This window comes from Actinacidiphila sp. bgisy167 (assembly GCF_057707665.1).
In genome coordinates, this window is the sequence record NZ_JBYIQP010000027.1 from 35,235 (window position 1) to 50,950 (window position 15,716).

A 15,716-nucleotide genomic window follows, 5' to 3' on the forward strand; every position below is an offset into this window, starting at 1 on the left:
TCAGTGGCGGGTGGCCGGCGGGGACGCGGGCGTCCACGTCTCACTTCCTGGGTACCCGAAGGGCGCGCCCGGCGCCCGGCGGAGGCTCGGGAGAGTCGGAAGGGCCGCGGGCTGTGACTACACGGTGGAGGCCGTCGCCGAACTGGGCCAACCGCGCCAAGGAGGCAGGGCGCCTGCAGTCCCGACTGCCTCTCGGACGACCGACGCTCATGCTCATGGCCGACAAGCAAGGGCATCCATGCCGCATCGACCGCTCGGGTCAGGGCCTCCCGACGCCTCTCGGGGCCGACGATCCAGGCGTCCGAGGCTTGCCTGCGGCGCGCCCCCTACCGCCGGTGGCGCGACCGGCGCCTGCACCGCCCACGGCTTGCCGCCGTGAACGACCGGACGCCCTGCGGCAGGGCCCCTCGGCGGACGGGACGGACGCCTGCTGACACCGTTCTCACCGGCCCCCCGGGACGAGATTCGAGGTCTCGACTGCCGCATCGTGGGTAAGGGTGGGATGAAAAGTCCGAAATGAGTGGGGATGGTTTAGATGGCCTCTACGCGACCGAGTATCGAGCAGCACCCCGACCTGCTGGCGCTGCGTGCGGAGTACGAGCGGACCACCGCTACCAACAGGGGCCAGGCGATCGAGGCCATGGGCCTGGTGACCGGCACGTACCTGGCGGCGTCTCCGTGGATCGTGGGATTCAACGGCCTTTCGACGATAGCCGTCGGCAACCTGATCGCCGGCATCGCGTACGCCGCGCTGATGGGTGGCTTGGGCAGGGGCTTCGAGCGCACCCACTCCATGGCGTGGGCCGCGGCCGTCATCGGCCTGTGGACGATCATCTCGCCGTGGTGCATCGCCGGGGACGTCAGCACGACGCGCACGATCGTCAACAACGTGGTGGTCGGTGTCATCGCGCTGCTGCTCGCGCTGGCGGCGGCCTCGATGCGGCCGGGCGCGGGCCGCGGGACCTCGTCGGACATGAGGGGCCCCACCGGAGGCTCACGCATCTGAACGGCTCCGCCGCACCGCGGACCGCCGGGCGAGCATTCGGATGGCTCGCCCGGCGGTCCGCGTCCGGAGCCGCTGCTCGCGTCCGGAACCGCGGCCGGTGCGCGGGTCCATGGCCGGCCCGGGCCGGCCATGGACCTTTCTCTCAGCAGCCGGACGTGAAGGTGACCGGCAGCCTCGACGGACCGCGCAGCACGCGTGGCCGCCAGCGCAGCTCCTCCGCCGGCACGGCCAGGGTGAGGCCGGGCAGCCGGCGCAGGGCGGTGCCGATGGCGATCCGTCCCTCCAGCCGGGCCAGCGGGGCGCCCAGGCAGTAGTGGATGCCGTGGCCGAAGGCGAGGTGGGCGTTGTCCGCCCGGGTGACGTCCAGGCGGTCCGGGTCGGTGAACCGCGCCGGGTCCCGGTCGGCGATGGCCGAGGCGACCACCACGGTCGCGCCGCGCGGGATCGCCACCCCCGCGATGGTCAGGTCCTCGCGGGCGAAGCGCGCGATGCCGGGGTTGACCGGCCCGTCGTAGCGCAGGAACTCCTCGATCGCGCTCGGCAGCAGCTCCGGGTCCTCGCGCAGCAGCTGCAGCTGATCCGGGTGCGTGAGCAGTGCTGCCATGCCGTTGCCGATCAGGTTGACGGTGGTGATGTACCCGGCGACCAGCAGCAGGAAGGCCATCGCGACGAGTTCGTGCCGGTCCAGCCGCTGTTCCTCGTCGTGGGTGGTGATCAGCGCACTGAGCAGGTCGTCCCCGGGGTGTGCGCGCTTGGACTCCAGCAGTGCGGTGAGATACGCGTGCATGTGCTGCCAGGCGGCCTCGATCTTCGCCGGGTCCGGGGGCTGGGGACCCTGGAGGACCATGTCGTCCGTCCACCGCTGGAAGTCGAAGCGGTCGCGGACGGGCACGCCGAGCAGTTCGCTGATGACCGTGACCGGCAGCGGCAGCGCGTAGTCCTCGACGAGGTCGGCGCGCCCGGCGGGGACGATCGCCTCGAGGAGTTCGTCGGCGACGGCCTGGACGCGCGGCTCCAGCTCGGCGACGCGGCGGGCGGTGAACGCCTTGGAGACCAGCCGGCGGAGCCTGGTGTGGTCGGGCGGGTCGGCGCGCAGCATCGTGCGGATCATCGAGTCGCGCTCGGTTTTCGGCAGTCGTTCCATCAGTCGCGGATCCGAGGCGTCCCGGACGTCGCTGCTCAGCCGCGGGTCGGTGAGGGCGGCCAGGCCGTCCTCGTACCGGGTGACCAGCCAGGCCTCGAGCTCGCCCTGGATGACGGCGCGGCGCACCGGGCCCTCCTGGCGTAGCTCCCGGTAGAGGGGGAAGGGATCGGCGACGAACGCCGGATCGGTGAAGGGCAGGGTGACCGGCTGCTGGCTCATCGGGCCTCCGGGAGTGCGTGGCACTGTATGACGGCATTCAATGTGCCTGCTTCAAGCGTAATATGTCCGGTTATGTCGGGTTCAAGGTCGCAGCGGAGGGTGGGGCGATGGAACGGACGGCATGCTGCGTGGTGGGCGGCGGCCCGGCGGGGATGGTGCTGGCACTCCTTCTGGCCAGGGCGGGGGTGGAGGTCACCGTCCTGGAGAAGCACGGCGACTTCCTGCGCGACTTCCGCGGTGACACCGTCCACCCCTCGACGCTCGCCCTGCTGGACGAGCTCGGCCTGGCCGAGCGCTTTGCCGCGCTGCCGCAACGCCGCGTCACGACCGTCCAGTTGCCGATCGGTCCCGGGAAGTCCCTGGTCACCGTCTCGGACGTCAGCACCCTGCGCGGCCCCTACAACTATGTGGCGATGGTCCCGCAGTGGGACCTGCTGGACCTCCTGGCCGACGAGGCCCGCCGCGAACCGGCGTTCACCCTGCGCATGGGCGCCGAGGCGACCGCCTTCCTCGAGGAAGGCGGTCGGATCACGGGCGTGCGCTACCGGACCGCCGAAGGGCGCGAGGGCGAGATGCGGGCCATCCTGACCGTGGCGTGCGACGGCCGCGGTTCACTCGCCCGCTCCCGTCCGGAACTGGGCCTGCGGGAGTTCGGCTGTCCGATGGACGCGTGGTGGTTCCGGGTGCCGCGCGATCCGGGCGACCCTCGGGGGCTGGTCGGCGGGGTCGGGCACCGCTTCCTCACCGCCATGATCGACCGCGGCTCGTACTGGCAGTGCGCCGCGCTGATCCCCAAGGGCAGCGACGCCGAGCGCCGGGCCGCGGGCCTCGACCGCTTCCTCGCCGCCTTCTCGGCCGCCACGCCGTGGCTGGGCGACCGCGCGCACGCCGTGCGCTCCTGGGACGAGGTGAAACTGCTCGACGTGCGCTGCGACCGGCTGGAGCGCTGGCACCGCCCGGGGCTGCTCTGCATCGGCGACGCCGCCCACGCGATGTCGCCCGTGTTCGGGATCGGCATCAACCTCGCGGTGGAGGACGCCGTCGCCGCCGCGCGCCATCTGGTCGAGCCGCTGCGCCGCGGCAGCGTCGGGCTGAACGACGTGCGCGCCGTCCAGCTGCGCCGATGGCCGACCACGGCCGCCACGCAGGCCCTGCAGCGCCTGGCCCACCGCCGCTTCGTCGCCCCGGTGCTGGAAGGACGGTCCCCGCTCGGCGACGCCGACCGCGCGGGGCGGCTCGCCGGCCTGCTGAACTCCACACCCTGGCTGCGGCGGGTGCCCGCCTACTTCATCGGCTACGGCGCCCTGCGCGAGCGCCCCCCGGCGGCGTCGGTGCGGTAGGCCCCCGGGTCCCCGCGCCGCGGGGAAGCCGAGCGCGGAGGCCGTGCCGGTTCACGGGTTCCCGGCGGCGTTGCGGGCGATCGCGTCGACGACCGTGGGCCAGACCTGTTCCGGCAGGTCGTGCCCCATCCCGGGGACCAGCAGCAGTTCGCTGCCCGGCACCGCGGCCGCCGTCGCCCGGCCGCCGCTCTGGTCGATCAGCGGATCCTGCTCGCCGTGCACGACCACCGTCGGCACCGCCACCGACCGCAGGCCTGGTGTGCGGTCCGGTGAGGCGAGGATCGCGGCGTACTGGCGCACATAGCCCTCGGGGCGGTACGCGCGGTCGTAGGCCTCGGTCACGCGTGCGCGCAGTTCCTCGGGGGCCACCGGGTAGGCGGGGGAGCCGATCACGGCCGCCCGGCGGACCCCCTCCGCGATGACCGCCTCGCGTGTCAGGGGCACGCCGTTCGAGGCGGGCAGCGCCGCGATGGCCTCCGCCGAGGCGCGGCCGACCGACCGGTCGCCGGTGGTGGACATGATCGAGCACAGGGACAGCACCCGGTCGGGATGGTCGATCACCAACTGCTGGGCGATCATGCCGCCCATCGAGGCGCCGACGACATGTGCGGCCGCGATGTCCAGCGCCTCCAGGAGCCCGGCCGCGTCGTCGGCCATGTCGGCCAGCAGGTAGGGGACGGTGGAGGAGTCGCCCGACAGCACGGCGCGGATGTCCGGAAGGGGGTGCCCGTCGAGACCGGTCGACAGACCCGCGTCGCGGTTGTCGTAGCGCACGACGTGAAAGCCCCGGTCCGCGAGCGCCGAGCAGAATTCCGGCCGCCACAGGGTCATCTGGGCGCCGAGGCCCATGATGAGCAGCAGCGCCGGATCGTCCGGGCTGCCGAAGGTGTCGTACTCGAGCTCTACTCCGTTGGACTTCGCGCGTGGCATGCGTGGCTCCTTGGGGCTCGCGGGCGACCGGCTCATACCGTCCAGTCGGTACGATAGTGGCGCCGTCCCCGCTCGGCACCCCCGGCGCGAAGGAGTGCGCTCGCGGCCCGGGCCGCGCGGTCATGAGGTGCATGCTCCCCGCGGCGTCCCCGGGCCGCGACTCTCGAGGGCTGTTCGCGTGGTGCGATACCTGCCCGGCCGCGCTGCTCCAGGACCGGAACGCGGCCTCCAACCGCCGGGGCGCGGCCCGGCAGGTGCCGCGATTCGGAAGCCCTACTCTGTGCACCGTGCACAGAGACGGAGGAGGGGCGACGCCCGAGCGTCCGCACCCTGGCGGTGAATCCGGCGGACCCCGCCGTATACGTCGTCCCGCGGCCCGGCAAGCGGCCACGGCGGTCCTCCTGAACGGCCGCCTCGGTGAGCGGCCGCCCGCCGACGAAGGAGCAGCGCCATGACGCAGCCTGCCGACGCCCCCACCGCCCACGCCTGGGACGCCCTCGGCGGGGCCCCGGAGGCGGTGCGCCATGTGGTGTACCGGGAGGTTCCCGGGGTGCTGCCCGCGCGCCTGCCGGTACGCCGCTTGGCTCGGGCCGCGGTCGGGGTCTGCTCTTTGGCCGCCGCCGAGCTGCTCGCCCTGCGCTCCGGCGGGACGCCGCCCCCGGTGGAGGTGGACGAGGCGGCGGTGGCCGCGGCCTTCGTCAGCGAGCGGCACCTGCGGATCGACGGCCGGCCGGGGACGTCCTTCGCGCCGCTGTCCGGGTTCTGGCGCACGGCGGACGGGTGGGTGCGCACCCACGCCAACTACCCGCACCACCGCGCCCGGTTGACGGCCGCCCTCGGCATTCCCGATGGTGCTGACGGCGGCGCCGGTGCCGACCCGGAAGCCGTGTCCAGGCGCCTGGCGGCCGAACTGGCCGGCCGCCGGGCCGCGGAGGTCGAGGAGACCGTCTACGCGGCGGGGGGACTGGCCGTCGCCGTACGGGACCCGAGCGCCGGCACGCAGCCCCTCGTGGAGATCGAGCGGACCGACGACGCCGCGGTGCGCACGCTGCCGCCCGCGGGGCTGCCCGCGGCGGGCGTCCGGGTGCTCGACCTGACACGGGTCATCGCCGGACCGGTCGCCACGCGCACGCTGGCCCTGCTCGGCGCGGACGTCCTGCGGGTCGACAGCCCCCGCCTGCCGGAGGACGAGTGGGCGCACGCCGACACCGGCTTCGGGAAGCGGTCGGCGCGGCTCGACCTCTCCGGACCCGACCGCACCGTCCTGCAGGAACTCCTCGCCTCCGCCGACGTGGTCGTGACCGGCTACCGCCCCGGCGCGCTGGACCGCTACGGTCTCGCGCCGGAGGCGCTGCGCGAGCGCCGGCCGGGACTCGTCGTCGCCCAGATCCGGGCCTGGGAGCGGTCGGGGCCCTGGGCGGAGCGGCGCGGATTCGACAGTCTGGTGCAGGCGCGCTGCGGCATCGCCTCGGTGGAGGCCGGACCGGACGGCCGCCCCGGCGTCCTTCCCGCCCAGGCCCTCGACCACGGCACCGGCTACCTGCTCGCCGCGGCGGTCCTTCGCGCCCTGACCGACGCCCGCCGCGACGGCGGCGGCCGGCTGCTGCGGCTGTCGCTGACGGGCACCGCTTCCTGGCTGCTCCACGGCATCGGCCCGGGCGACCCGGGCGGTGAAGCGGCCCCCGGCGACGATGACGGCCCCGCCCGCCGGCTCGCCGTCACGGACTCCGTGTACGGACGCCTCGTCCATGCCCGGCCGCCGCTCGGTTATCGGGGCGTCCCGGTGGACTGGAGCAGCCCGCCGGGTCTCTGGGGCGCCGACGCGGCGGTCTGGCGGCAGCCTGCCTGAGCCGACTCGCGCGCGGGCCGCGGTCTCCGGCCCGTACGGCGGCGCGGGAACCGGGAGCCGCGGACGCCGCTGCGCCGAACCGCCTGACGGTCAGGGCCGGGCCCCACCGGCGCCCCGGCCCGCCACCGGGGAGCAGGGCCTGCGGGGCAGGCGCAGGACGTCCGGCACTCGGACGCATACGAGGTTCGCGCCCACCGCGCAGTAGCATGCGAAGAACGGCCCCAACGCACGCAGAGACCGACGATCCGGAGATACCGACCGCACATGGTGACCATCGCCTACCAGGGAGAACCCGGATCCAATTCGGCCGCCGCCGCCCGCACCCTGTACCCCGACAGCCGGGAACTGCCCTGCATCACCTTCGAGCAGGCGCTGGAGGCGGTCGCGCTGGGGAACGCCGATCTGGCCGTGATCCCCGTGGACAACTCGGCCGCCGGCCGCGTCGCCGACGTCCACCACCTGCTGCCGGAATCCGGCCTCACGATCATCGCTGAGTACTTCCTGCCCATCCGCTTCGACCTGATGGGCGTCCCCGGTGCTGCGCTGGAGGACGTCGCATACGTCCGCAGCCATGTGCACGCGCTGGGGCAGTGCCGGAAGGTCATCCGCGAGGGCGGCTGGCAGACGCTGGTGAGCGACGACACCGCGGGCGCCGCCCGCGAGGTCGCGGAGCTCGGCGATCCGCGGCACGCGGCCCTCGCCCCGCCCGGCGCCGCGGAACTCTACGGGCTGCAGGTACTGCGCGGCGGCGTGGAGGACACCTCGGACAACACGACCCGCTTCGTCGTCCTCACCCGCGACGCCCAGGTCCCGCCGAACTCGGGCACGCCCATGATGACCAGCCTGTTCTTCTCCGTGCGCAACATCCCGAGCGCGCTCTACAAGGCACTCGGCGGCTTCTCCAGCAACGCGGTGAACCTCACCAAGATCGAGAGCTACCAGGTGGGCGCGGGCCTCAAGGCCAGTCGCTTCTACGTCGAGATCGAGGGCCACCCGCAGGAGAGCAGCGTGGCCCTGGCCCTGGAGGAGCTGCGCTTCTTCTCCTCCGAGGTGCGGATCATGGGCGTCTACCCGGCCCACGCGCACCGCTGCGTGGACCGCGACTGACGCCGGATCGGTGCACCGCGCCGCACCCCTGCCTCGGTGGGAGCTGCCCCCACGTGAGCGTCTGACAACGCCTGCCGTACGTCCCCGGAGCGCGGGACGCCGCAGGTCCGAGCGCGCCCCGCGTCCTGTCGGCGTACGCCGCGCGTCCGCGCCGTCCTCGTCCCCATAGGGGCGTTTTGTCGTGCCACATCCCGTACTGGCGGGTTTCACCCCGACGGCCCATGCGCGTGACCCGGTCGGCATACACGGTCGGGCCTGTCGCCCTGGAGCGGTGAACACTCAGGTGCCGAGGGCGGCCCCCGCCCTGATCCTCGAGGAAAGCGAGATACGGCATGGCGGCACATCTGGATTCCCGTCCCCGGCGTCGTATACGCCGCGCCGACATTGCCGCGGCCGGCTGCGCCCTGGCCCTGTGCGCGTCCGCCGCGGCCCCCGCCGCCGCGGACGCTGGCACGGCCGGGAGCAAGCCGACGGTGGTTCTGATCCACGGGGCGTTCGCGGACGCCTCCAGCTGGAACGGGGTGATCGAGCGGCTCGAAGCCCGCGGCTACACCGTCTTCGCCCCCGCCAACCCGCTGCGCGGGCTGTACAGCGACTCGACCTACATCGCCTCCGTGCTGAAGAGCGTGAAGGGCCCGATCGTCCTGGCCGGGCACTCCTACGGCGGTGCGGTGATCAGCACGGCCGCGGCCGGCAACCCCCAGGTGAAGTCGCTGGTGTACGTCTCGGCCCTGATGCCCGACGTCGGCGAGAGCGGGATGTCGCTGTCCGAGCGCTTCCCCAGCGCACTCGGCACCGCCACCACCTCCGTGCCGTTCGAGGCGGGCGGCGGCGTCAGCGGCACCGACCAGTACCTCAAGCGCGACAAGGTGCACCCGGTGTTCGCGAACTGCCTCTCGGAGCGTCAGGCGAACCTGCTGGGGGTCACCCAGCGGCCCGCCGCCACGACGGCGTTCTCCGAGAAGGCCAAGGTCGCGGCCTGGAAGACCATTCCGTCCTGGGCCATCGTCGGTCGCGAGGACATGACCATCAGCCCGGAGCAGGAGCGCTTCCAGGCCGAGCGGGCCCACGCGCACACAGTGGAGCTCGACACCTGTCACGTGTCGCTGATCGCGCAGCCGGCTGCCGTCGCCGACGTGATCCTCCAGGCCGCCACCGCCGCCGAGGCCGACCGCCCGGCGCTGGCGGACACCGGGTCCGCGAAGGGCCGGCCCGATGTCGCCGCTCTCGCAGGGGTGGCCGGGGGAGTGCTGGTGGCCGGCGCGGGAGCCTTCCTCGGCGCCCGCCGTCTGCGGCGCCGCTCCGCTTGATCCCCTGTTCCGCCTGATCCCCTGTTCCGCCTGAGGGACGTGCCCGCGGACGGCGTCAGTGGCCGTGGCCACCGGTGCCGCGGCCGTCCGCGTCGGCGCGTGCGTCACCCGGGGCGGCCGTGACCGTGAAGGCCGCGGTGCGCACCGCGCCGTTGTGCCGGAAGTCGAAGAACAGCCGGTATGTGCCCGCGCTCGGGGCTGTGGTCCGGAAGGAGACGTCCGGTCCGGGAGCGGTCCGGCCGTCGCCCGGGGCGCCGCCCGGGTGCACGTGCAGATACGCCACGTCGCCGGCGCGCAGGGCGACCAGGTGGCCGTAGGCGCCGAGGTAGGGCTGCAGGTCCGTCACCTCGCGGCCGTCCCTGGTCACCGTCAGCCGCAGCTCCTGCTCCGCGCCCGCCCGCAGGTCCCCGTCGAGCGTCACGGTGTAGCCGTCCACGGTCGCCGTCCGGGAGGCCGGCATGGGACCGGTCGGCCGGTGGTCTCCGGCCACCGACAGGTCCGTACCGAGTGTGAGGTTCCGGCCGCCCTCCGCGTCGGGGGTGAAGTCGGCGAACACCCGGTAGTCCCCGGCGTGGGGCAGACCGACCGTGGTGCTCCACGTGCCGTCGGCGGCGCGGACCGGATGCAGATGGCGGTAGCCGGTCAGGTCGCGTGAGGCGAGGATCAGGTGCAGCTCCTTGCCATGGGCGCGCCGGTACTCGGTGAGCGGGCGGCCGCCGGAGTCGCGTATGAGGAAGCGCAGCGGCACCGGGTGGCCGGAGTCGACCCGCGGCGTGAGCAGGTCGAGGGTGTAGCCGGCCTCGCTGGTGGCCAGGCCGCCCGCGGGATGCGCGGCCGAGGCCGAGGAGCCGGTCGCGGTCTCGGCGGTGCCCGGGGCGTCGGCGGCGTTCGAGGCGTGGCCGGTGCCGGCCGTGTCGTGCGCCTGCTCCGTGGCCGGTGCTGTTGCGCCTGCCGCCGAAGTGCGGACCGGGTCGAGGGCCGCGCCTACGCCGTAGGAGATGCCGAAAGAGGCCGCCAGAACGGCTGCGAACGCGGTGATCTTCGTTCCGGTGTTCAAGGGGGCTCCGTGAGTGCCGTGGCCAGGATGCGCGCCGGGTGGACACGCGCCCTCAAGATATACCCCCCTGGGGTATGTGCCAAGGTGTGCGGCAGCACGCGGGGGCGCTCCGGTCGTGGGGACAGGGCGCACGCACGGCGCGGACGCGGACGCCGGGTTTTGGGTCCGGCGCGCGTCATGCGGGCGCCAGGACCTGCTCCGTCCAGATCGTCTTGCCGCGGGGGTGGTGGCGGGTGCCCCACTGCTGGGCGAGCTGTGCCACGAGGAGCAGACCGCGCCCGCCCTCGTCGTACGTACGCGCCCGCCGTAGATGGGGGGTGGTGTTGCTCGTGTCGGTGACCTCGGTGATGAGCGCCGTGTTGTTGTGGATCAGACGCAACCGGATGGGCGGCTTGCCGTAGCGGATGGCGTTGGTCACCAGTTCGCTGACGAGGAGTTCGGTGGTGAACGAGGTCTCCTCCAGGCCCCATGCCGTGAGCTGCGTGGTGGCGTGGCGGCGGGCCTGCGCGACGATGGCGGGGTCGTCGGGCAGCTGCCAGGTCGCGATGTGGTCCGGTGGCAGCGTGCGGGTCCTGCCGACCAGCAGGGCGATGTCGTCCGTCGGGCGGTGCGTGATCAGGGTGGTCAGGATGCGGTCGCAGACCGAGTCCAGGGATCCGGCGGGGTGCGCCAGCGCCGTGAACATCCTGTCGAGGGACTGGTCGATGTCGTGGTGGTGCGGGTCCAGCAGCCCGTTGGTGTAGAGGGCGAGGATCGTGCCCTCGGGGAGGTCCGTGGTCATCGTCTCGAACGGGAGTCCGCCGAGGCCCAGCGGGGGCCCCGCGGGCACGTCCAGGAAGTGGACGGCGTGGTCGGGGGTCACCACGGCGGGCGGGGGATGCCCCGCCCGGGCGAGGCTGCACTGGCGCGTCGTCGGGTCGTACACCGCGTACAGGCACGTGGTGCCGATCCCGCCCGCGGTCTCCGCGTCCTGGCTTTCCCCCGCCTCGTCGGAGCACAGGTGGATCACCAGGTCGTCGAGGTGGGTGAGGAGTTCGTCGGGGGGGAGGTCCACGTCGGCGAGGGTCCGCACCGCTGTGCGCAGCCGTCCCATGGTGGCCGAGGCGCGGATGCCGTGCCCGACGACATCGCCCACCACGAGGGCGACCCGGGTCCCGGACAGCGGGATCACGTCGAACCAGTCGCCGCCCACCCCCGCGTGCGTCGTCGCGGGCAGGTAGCGCGTGGCGATGTCGAGAGCGGCCTGTTCGGGCAGGTGGTGCGGCAGCAGGCTGCGCTGCAGGGTCATGGTCGTCGTACGCTCGCGGGCGTAGCGACGGGCGTTGTGGATCGCGGTCGCCGCCCGTTCGGCGAGCTTTTCCGCCAGCACCAGGTCGTCGGGGGTGAAGGGGGCGGGGGTGCGGTGCCGGCTGAAGAGTGCCAGCCCCAGGGTGCTTCCGCCGGCCGTGAGGGGGACCGCGAGGAACGAGTGGGTGCCCGCCTCGCGGATCCACGCGGTCCGGGGGTCCTGGGCGGTCCAGCGCGCGAGGGCGGCCTCGTCGATGTCGTAGAGCGCGGCCTTCCCGGCTGCCAGGGTCTGAGTCGGCGGGGACCCGGGGGGGTAGGTCGCGGTGTCGCCGAGTGCGATCAGGGCCTCGGGGGTGCCGGGCAGGACGGAGCTGGCGGCGGTGCGGGTCACCGTCACCGGACCGTCCGGACCCCCCGCCGGTGCACCGGCCGCGAGGTCGATCAAGTCGACCGCGGCGTAGTCGGCAAGGTCGGGCACCACCAGGTCGGTGAGCTCCTGCGCGGTACGGGTGGTGTCCAGCGTCGTGCCGACGCGCGTGGCGGCGTCGTGCAGCAGCCGCGAACGGCGCCGGGCGCGGGGGTCCTCGCCGGACGGGTGGGTGGTGAGCACCACCCCGCGCACGGTCCCCGCCGGATCGGCGAGCGGGGTGAGCGTCGCACTCAATGCGCCGTCCCCGTCCGCGCCGTCCCCGTCCGCGCTGTCGCCGTCCGCGCTGTCGCCTCGGCCTCCGGCGGCCGCGACGAGCGTGCCGAAGGGCATCGTGCCGTGGCCGGTGAAGGGTGCCGGGACGTGCCGCGGACGGCCGCTGCTCAGCACCCCCCGCATCTGGCTCTCCGCCCGCCGGGCCGAGTCACCAGGCGCGAGTTCGGGCAGGCGCAGGCCGCGCATCTCGGCCTCTCGCAGGCCCAGTACGTCCTCGAAGGCGGCGTTGGCCCGCGTCAGCCGAAGACCGGAGTCGAAGACCGCCTGGGGGCAAGGCGACTGTGCGTAGGCCCAGCCGCGGACGGCGTCGTGAGCCGGCGGGTCCGCGCAGGACGCGGGTACCGCCGCGACGACCAGCCAGCCGCCATCGCCGCCGCCCCGCCCGCTGTGACCACCGCCGTTGTGCACGGCCCCCGCGTCGTCGCCCCCGCCCGCGGTCGCGCGGTGGTGGGCGAGCAGCCGCAGGCGCACGGTGTGGCCGTCCCGGTGCCGGAGCGCGAGGGTCCCGGACCAGCGGGGCGGCGCCGGGGCGGGTGGCGGAGGTTCGGCGAGCAGCTGCGCGGCGGGCCGGCCGATGATCTCGGCGGGCGTGTGGCCGAGCAGATGGTGGGCCTGGGCGCTCCAGCCGGTGACGATCCCAAGCTCGTCGAGCGTGGCGGAGGCGGTGTAGGAGGCACCGCCGTCGGAGCCCCGGGACTCCGGCTGTCCGCCGGCGGCGGTAGGAAGCGGCTCCATGGCTGTCATCTCGCCCTCGCTAGGTTCCTTCCCCCGGCTGGGGCGGGGGAACCGGGCTCGGCCAGGCCATCCTGAGACCAGCATCGTGCCTGTGACGGGTGAGCACCAACGCAGCGGATGGGCCAATGCCGGGCGGTGCACCGGAGGCGGGAGTCGGCCCGCCGCGTGAGAGCATCACGCGCATGTACCCCCAGACCTCCCGGCTGCGCCTGCGCCGTTTCCGTCCCGATGACGCGCCGGCGCTGGCCGCCTACCGATCGGACCCCGCCGTCGCCCGTTACCAGGGGTGGAGTGCACCGGTGTCCCCGGAGGCGGCCGCGCAGCTCGTCGAGAGATTCGCAGCAGGGGATCCCGGGGAGCCCGGCTGGTTCCAGTACGCCGTGGAGCTCACCTCCACCGGGGAGCTGATCGGCGACATCGGTGTCCGCCTGCACGACAACCTGATGCAGGCCGAACTCGGCTTCACCCTCTCCCGCACGCATCAAGGCCGCGGTTACGCCGCCGAGGCCGTCACGGCGCTGCTGGAGCGGCTCTTCGCCGAACAGGGACTGCACCGCGTCTCCGCCGAGTGCGACGCCCGCAACACCGCCTCGGCGCGGTTGCTCGAACGGGTGGGGTTCCATCTGGAGGGCCGCCGTCCGGCTCACAGCTGGATCAAGGGGGAGTGGACCGACGACCTGCTGTACGGCCTGCTCGCCGCCGACTGGGAGCGGTGTCACCCTGTTGTCCGGCCGGACGGGGAATGAGCGCGTCCGCCGCACGGTTGCACCCGGCGCGGGAGACCCGTCCCGGGACTCCACGGGGGCCGCGGAGCGGTGGGGCCCCCACGAGGTCCCGAGCGGGAGAACGGCCCCGCTGCGGTCCGGCGCCGGCCTGGCCCCCTTCCTGGCCGGCGCCGACCGCATGATGCGCCGACCTCGTGGCGCGCCGACCGCGTGGCGCGCCGTCGGCCGGCACCGCCGTCCAGCGATGCCGGGCGGTACCGGAGACGTTTCCGACGCTCCGTCACACCACCCGGCATGGAGCCCGGTTGACCCCGGCTGGATCACTCCGGCTCGCAGGGAAGCCCCGGCGGGTGTCTGATGGCATCAGCGGCCCGGGGCCCCGGAGTGGCCCCCGTTGCAAAGGCCCCGGGTCCGCTTCGCGCCTCCTCCGCTGTGCGATCCGGACGACTGCCTGCGGCCGCCCGCATTCTGACGGCTCGCCGGTACGCGCTGAGCTGTGTTCCGACCGGACCGCTGTGACGGAACGCTCGCGGAAGGTTGCCGTACAGTCCGTTCCGCCGTGTCTGCCCGATCCTGATGGTGTTTGTCGCTTGGGTGGTGGATTGGCCTGTTCGGGGGGTGTGGGGTGATGCTGGGATATGTGAGTACGGGTGTTCCTGCGGATTCCGCTGCTCCTGCCGTTCTGCCGGCGTGGTCGCCGATGCTGGCGGTGGCGGGGCCGTTGCCGGGGCCGGAGGTGGAGGCGGAGTACGGGTTCGAGCCGTTGTTCAACGGGGCTCGGGTGCTGGTGTATCTGCCGGGTGACGGGCAGGTGCGGTTGGTGTCGGCGGTGGGGCAGGACGTGACGGCGGGGTATCCGGAGTTGCGGGGGTTGCCGGGGGTGTTGCCGCCGGGGCTGGTGGGGGTGCTGGACGGGGAGATCGTGGCGTTGGGGAAGCGTGGCGGGGTGTCGGTGGAGCGGTTGCAGCGGCGGATGAGTCTGCGGCATCCGGTGGCGGTGGCGGAGGCGTCCGAGGCGATGCCGGTGCAGTTGGCGGTGTACGACATCCTGCACTTGGGGGAGCCGGTGCTGCATTCGCCGTTCACGGCGCGGCGGGCGTTGCTGGATGATCTGGGGGTGGCGGGGCCGCATGTGGTGGTGCCGCCGTACTGGCCGGCGATGGCGAGCGAGGCGTTGCACTACATCCGGCAGGAGGGGTACGACGGTGTGGTGGCCAAGCGGTTGACCAGTACGTATCTGCCGGGGCGGCGCAGCCGTGACTGGATCAAGGTCAAGAACCTCCACCCCGACGGCTCCTGATCCCAGAGCCCCGCACGCGACGGCTCCCCACCGCGACATCACCGACCACGGCGCCCCCGGGTCGGCGGACGGCTGATCACCTTGCGTGCGCGGGTGGTCACAGTCCGAGCGCGATGGCGGTGCGGGTGAGTTCCGCGGTGCTGTAGATGCCGAGCTTGGTGCGGATGCGGCGGAGGTAGGCGTCGACGGTGTGCTTGGACAGTCCCATGTGCCGGGCGGTCTGGTGGTAGGTGCGGCCGGCGGCGATGTGGCGTAGGGTCTCGCGCTCGCGGGGGGCGAGTTCGGGAAGTCCGGTGGCGGTGGCGTCGGGGCCCGTGGTGGTGCCGGTCTGGGGCGTGGTGGCTGCGGCGCTCATGGGGGTGTCCTTCGGCGGTGGTGCGGGGTCCTGCTCGCGCCCTCGGAAGCAGGGGAGGGGTGTCCGATAAGGGCGTTTTGCCCTCTATTGACCACACTCGCGCTCCGACGTCATGGTGCTGTCCGTCGATCGTCACAGGTGTGTCACGAGCGGGATGTGCGGAAGGGGTGCGGCGCCAGCCTGCGGGCGCATGCGGTCCTCGGCGCCGGTTCCCCGTGCCGTACCCCTCCGGATGAATTGTCATAGAGATGCAAATTTCAGCCAGGGTGTGGGCGTGGACCTTCGCCGCATCAGACGTCACCCCGTGCGCAGCGCCCCGCACCGCCCCGAGTGGAGGGTCCCGTGAACGCCGCTGCTGCGCTGGCGGGTCCTTGGCCGGCCTCACACGCCCGGAAACCCCCGGCCGCGGCGGCCGGGGCCATCTGGGTGCCGCCGCGGGGGGCGTCGTGGGCGCGCCGCTTCGCGGCCGACATGCGGGACGGGACGGGACGGGTCATCCTGGCGGCATGCAGCGTCGCGTCATCGTGATGCCGCCAACGACGAGCGGCGGTCGGCGCGTCCGTGGGGACGGCGGGTCCTGGGGATCGCGTACCACCTCCGCGACGTCCAGGACCTCCCGCGGCGCGCCGGCCACAGTCCCGGCAGCGGC

At 73.6% G+C, this 15,716-nt stretch carries 12 protein-coding genes; 7 read left to right on the top strand and 5 right to left on the bottom strand.

Going from position 1 to position 15,716, the window contains the following annotated elements:
* Window positions 1-535: 535 nt before the first annotated feature.
* Window positions 536-1,006 carry an SPW repeat protein gene (locus AC3ET4_RS13525; RefSeq protein WP_431948976.1) on the top strand — a complete coding sequence of 157 codons (471 nt, stop codon included), beginning with the start codon at window positions 536-538 and terminating at the stop codon, window positions 1,004-1,006.
* A gap of 142 nt (window positions 1,007-1,148) precedes the next feature.
* Here AC3ET4_RS13525 and AC3ET4_RS13530 read toward each other — a convergent pair whose 3' ends face one another.
* Window positions 1,149-2,369: a cytochrome P450 family protein gene (locus AC3ET4_RS13530; protein ID WP_431948977.1), complete on the bottom strand. Its 1,221-nt coding sequence runs from the start codon at window positions 2,367-2,369 to the stop codon at window positions 1,149-1,151.
* A 107-nt stretch (window positions 2,370-2,476) separates the two neighbouring features.
* On the opposite strand from AC3ET4_RS13530, the gene AC3ET4_RS13535 reads away from it, so the two are divergent.
* The gene (locus tag AC3ET4_RS13535) at window positions 2,477-3,709 is read left to right on the top strand and encodes an FAD-dependent oxidoreductase (RefSeq protein WP_431948978.1); all 1,233 of its coding nucleotides are present in this window, start codon (window positions 2,477-2,479) and stop codon (window positions 3,707-3,709) included.
* Between the two features lie 51 nt (window positions 3,710-3,760).
* Here the strand turns inward: AC3ET4_RS13535 and AC3ET4_RS13540 are convergent, their stop codons facing one another.
* On the bottom strand, window positions 3,761-4,639 hold the full coding sequence (locus AC3ET4_RS13540) for an alpha/beta fold hydrolase (protein ID WP_431948979.1): 879 nt from the start codon (window positions 4,637-4,639) through the stop codon (window positions 3,761-3,763).
* A 451-nt stretch (window positions 4,640-5,090) separates the two neighbouring features.
* On the opposite strand from AC3ET4_RS13540, the gene AC3ET4_RS13545 reads away from it, so the two are divergent.
* From AC3ET4_RS13545 to AC3ET4_RS13555, 3 genes are all read left to right on the top strand, one after another.
* On the top strand, window positions 5,091-6,488 hold the full coding sequence (locus tag AC3ET4_RS13545) for a CoA transferase (protein ID WP_431948980.1): 1,398 nt from the start codon (window positions 5,091-5,093) through the stop codon (window positions 6,486-6,488).
* A 264-nt stretch (window positions 6,489-6,752) separates the two neighbouring features.
* Window positions 6,753-7,595: a prephenate dehydratase gene (locus AC3ET4_RS13550; protein WP_431948981.1), complete on the top strand. Its 843-nt coding sequence runs from the start codon at window positions 6,753-6,755 to the stop codon at window positions 7,593-7,595.
* A gap of 332 nt (window positions 7,596-7,927) precedes the next feature.
* Complete coding sequence (locus tag AC3ET4_RS13555; protein ID WP_431948982.1) at window positions 7,928-8,905, top strand: alpha/beta fold hydrolase; 978 nt, start codon at window positions 7,928-7,930, stop codon at window positions 8,903-8,905.
* A gap of 55 nt (window positions 8,906-8,960) precedes the next feature.
* Here the strand turns inward: AC3ET4_RS13555 and AC3ET4_RS13560 are convergent, their stop codons facing one another.
* Window positions 8,961-9,962, bottom strand: coding sequence for a hypothetical protein (locus tag AC3ET4_RS13560; protein WP_431948983.1), 1,002 nt, complete (start codon window positions 9,960-9,962; stop codon window positions 8,961-8,963).
* A gap of 175 nt (window positions 9,963-10,137) precedes the next feature.
* Complete coding sequence (locus AC3ET4_RS13565; protein WP_431948984.1) at window positions 10,138-12,687, bottom strand: SpoIIE family protein phosphatase; 2,550 nt, start codon at window positions 12,685-12,687, stop codon at window positions 10,138-10,140.
* Between the two features lie 182 nt (window positions 12,688-12,869).
* Between AC3ET4_RS13565 and AC3ET4_RS13570 the strand changes: the two genes are divergently transcribed.
* Together AC3ET4_RS13570 and AC3ET4_RS13575 are read left to right on the top strand one after the other, a co-directional pair.
* Window positions 12,870-13,433 (top strand): GNAT family N-acetyltransferase, encoded by a 564-nt coding sequence (locus tag AC3ET4_RS13570; RefSeq protein ID WP_431948985.1) that lies wholly within the window; start codon window positions 12,870-12,872, stop codon window positions 13,431-13,433.
* A gap of 679 nt (window positions 13,434-14,112) precedes the next feature.
* Window positions 14,113-14,712, top strand: a complete 600-nt coding sequence (locus AC3ET4_RS13575) for an ATP-dependent DNA ligase (protein ID WP_431948986.1) — start codon at window positions 14,113-14,115, stop codon at window positions 14,710-14,712.
* 97 nt (window positions 14,713-14,809) lie between these two features.
* Here AC3ET4_RS13575 and AC3ET4_RS13580 read toward each other — a convergent pair whose 3' ends face one another.
* A complete protein-coding gene (locus tag AC3ET4_RS13580) occupies window positions 14,810-15,067 on the bottom strand; it encodes a response regulator transcription factor (RefSeq protein WP_431948987.1) in 258 nt (85 codons plus the stop codon).
* Window positions 15,068-15,716: the final 649 nt, after the last annotated feature.

Excerpts from the sequence above, each read along its gene's own strand:
- AC3ET4_RS13540 (WP_431948979.1), bottom strand. The coding sequence starts at position 4,639 with ATGCCACGCGCGAAGTCCAACGGAGTAGAGCTCGAGTACGACACCTTC.
- AC3ET4_RS13580 (WP_431948987.1), bottom strand. The coding sequence starts at position 15,067 with ATGAGCGCCGCAGCCACCACGCCCCAGACCGGCACCACCACGGGCCCC.
- AC3ET4_RS13550 (WP_431948981.1), top strand. The coding sequence starts at position 6,753 with ATGGTGACCATCGCCTACCAGGGAGAACCCGGATCCAATTCGGCCGCC.
- AC3ET4_RS13565 (WP_431948984.1), bottom strand. The coding sequence starts at position 12,687 with ATGGAGCCGCTTCCTACCGCCGCCGGCGGACAGCCGGAGTCCCGGGGC.
- AC3ET4_RS13570 (WP_431948985.1), top strand. The coding sequence starts at position 12,870 with ATGTACCCCCAGACCTCCCGGCTGCGCCTGCGCCGTTTCCGTCCCGAT.
- AC3ET4_RS13525 (WP_431948976.1), top strand. The coding sequence starts at position 536 with ATGGCCTCTACGCGACCGAGTATCGAGCAGCACCCCGACCTGCTGGCG.
- AC3ET4_RS13535 (WP_431948978.1), top strand. The coding sequence starts at position 2,477 with ATGGAACGGACGGCATGCTGCGTGGTGGGCGGCGGCCCGGCGGGGATG.
- AC3ET4_RS13545 (WP_431948980.1), top strand. The coding sequence starts at position 5,091 with ATGACGCAGCCTGCCGACGCCCCCACCGCCCACGCCTGGGACGCCCTC.
- AC3ET4_RS13530 (WP_431948977.1), bottom strand. The coding sequence starts at position 2,369 with ATGAGCCAGCAGCCGGTCACCCTGCCCTTCACCGATCCGGCGTTCGTC.
- AC3ET4_RS13575 (WP_431948986.1), top strand. The coding sequence starts at position 14,113 with ATGCTGGCGGTGGCGGGGCCGTTGCCGGGGCCGGAGGTGGAGGCGGAG.
- AC3ET4_RS13555 (WP_431948982.1), top strand. The coding sequence starts at position 7,928 with ATGGCGGCACATCTGGATTCCCGTCCCCGGCGTCGTATACGCCGCGCC.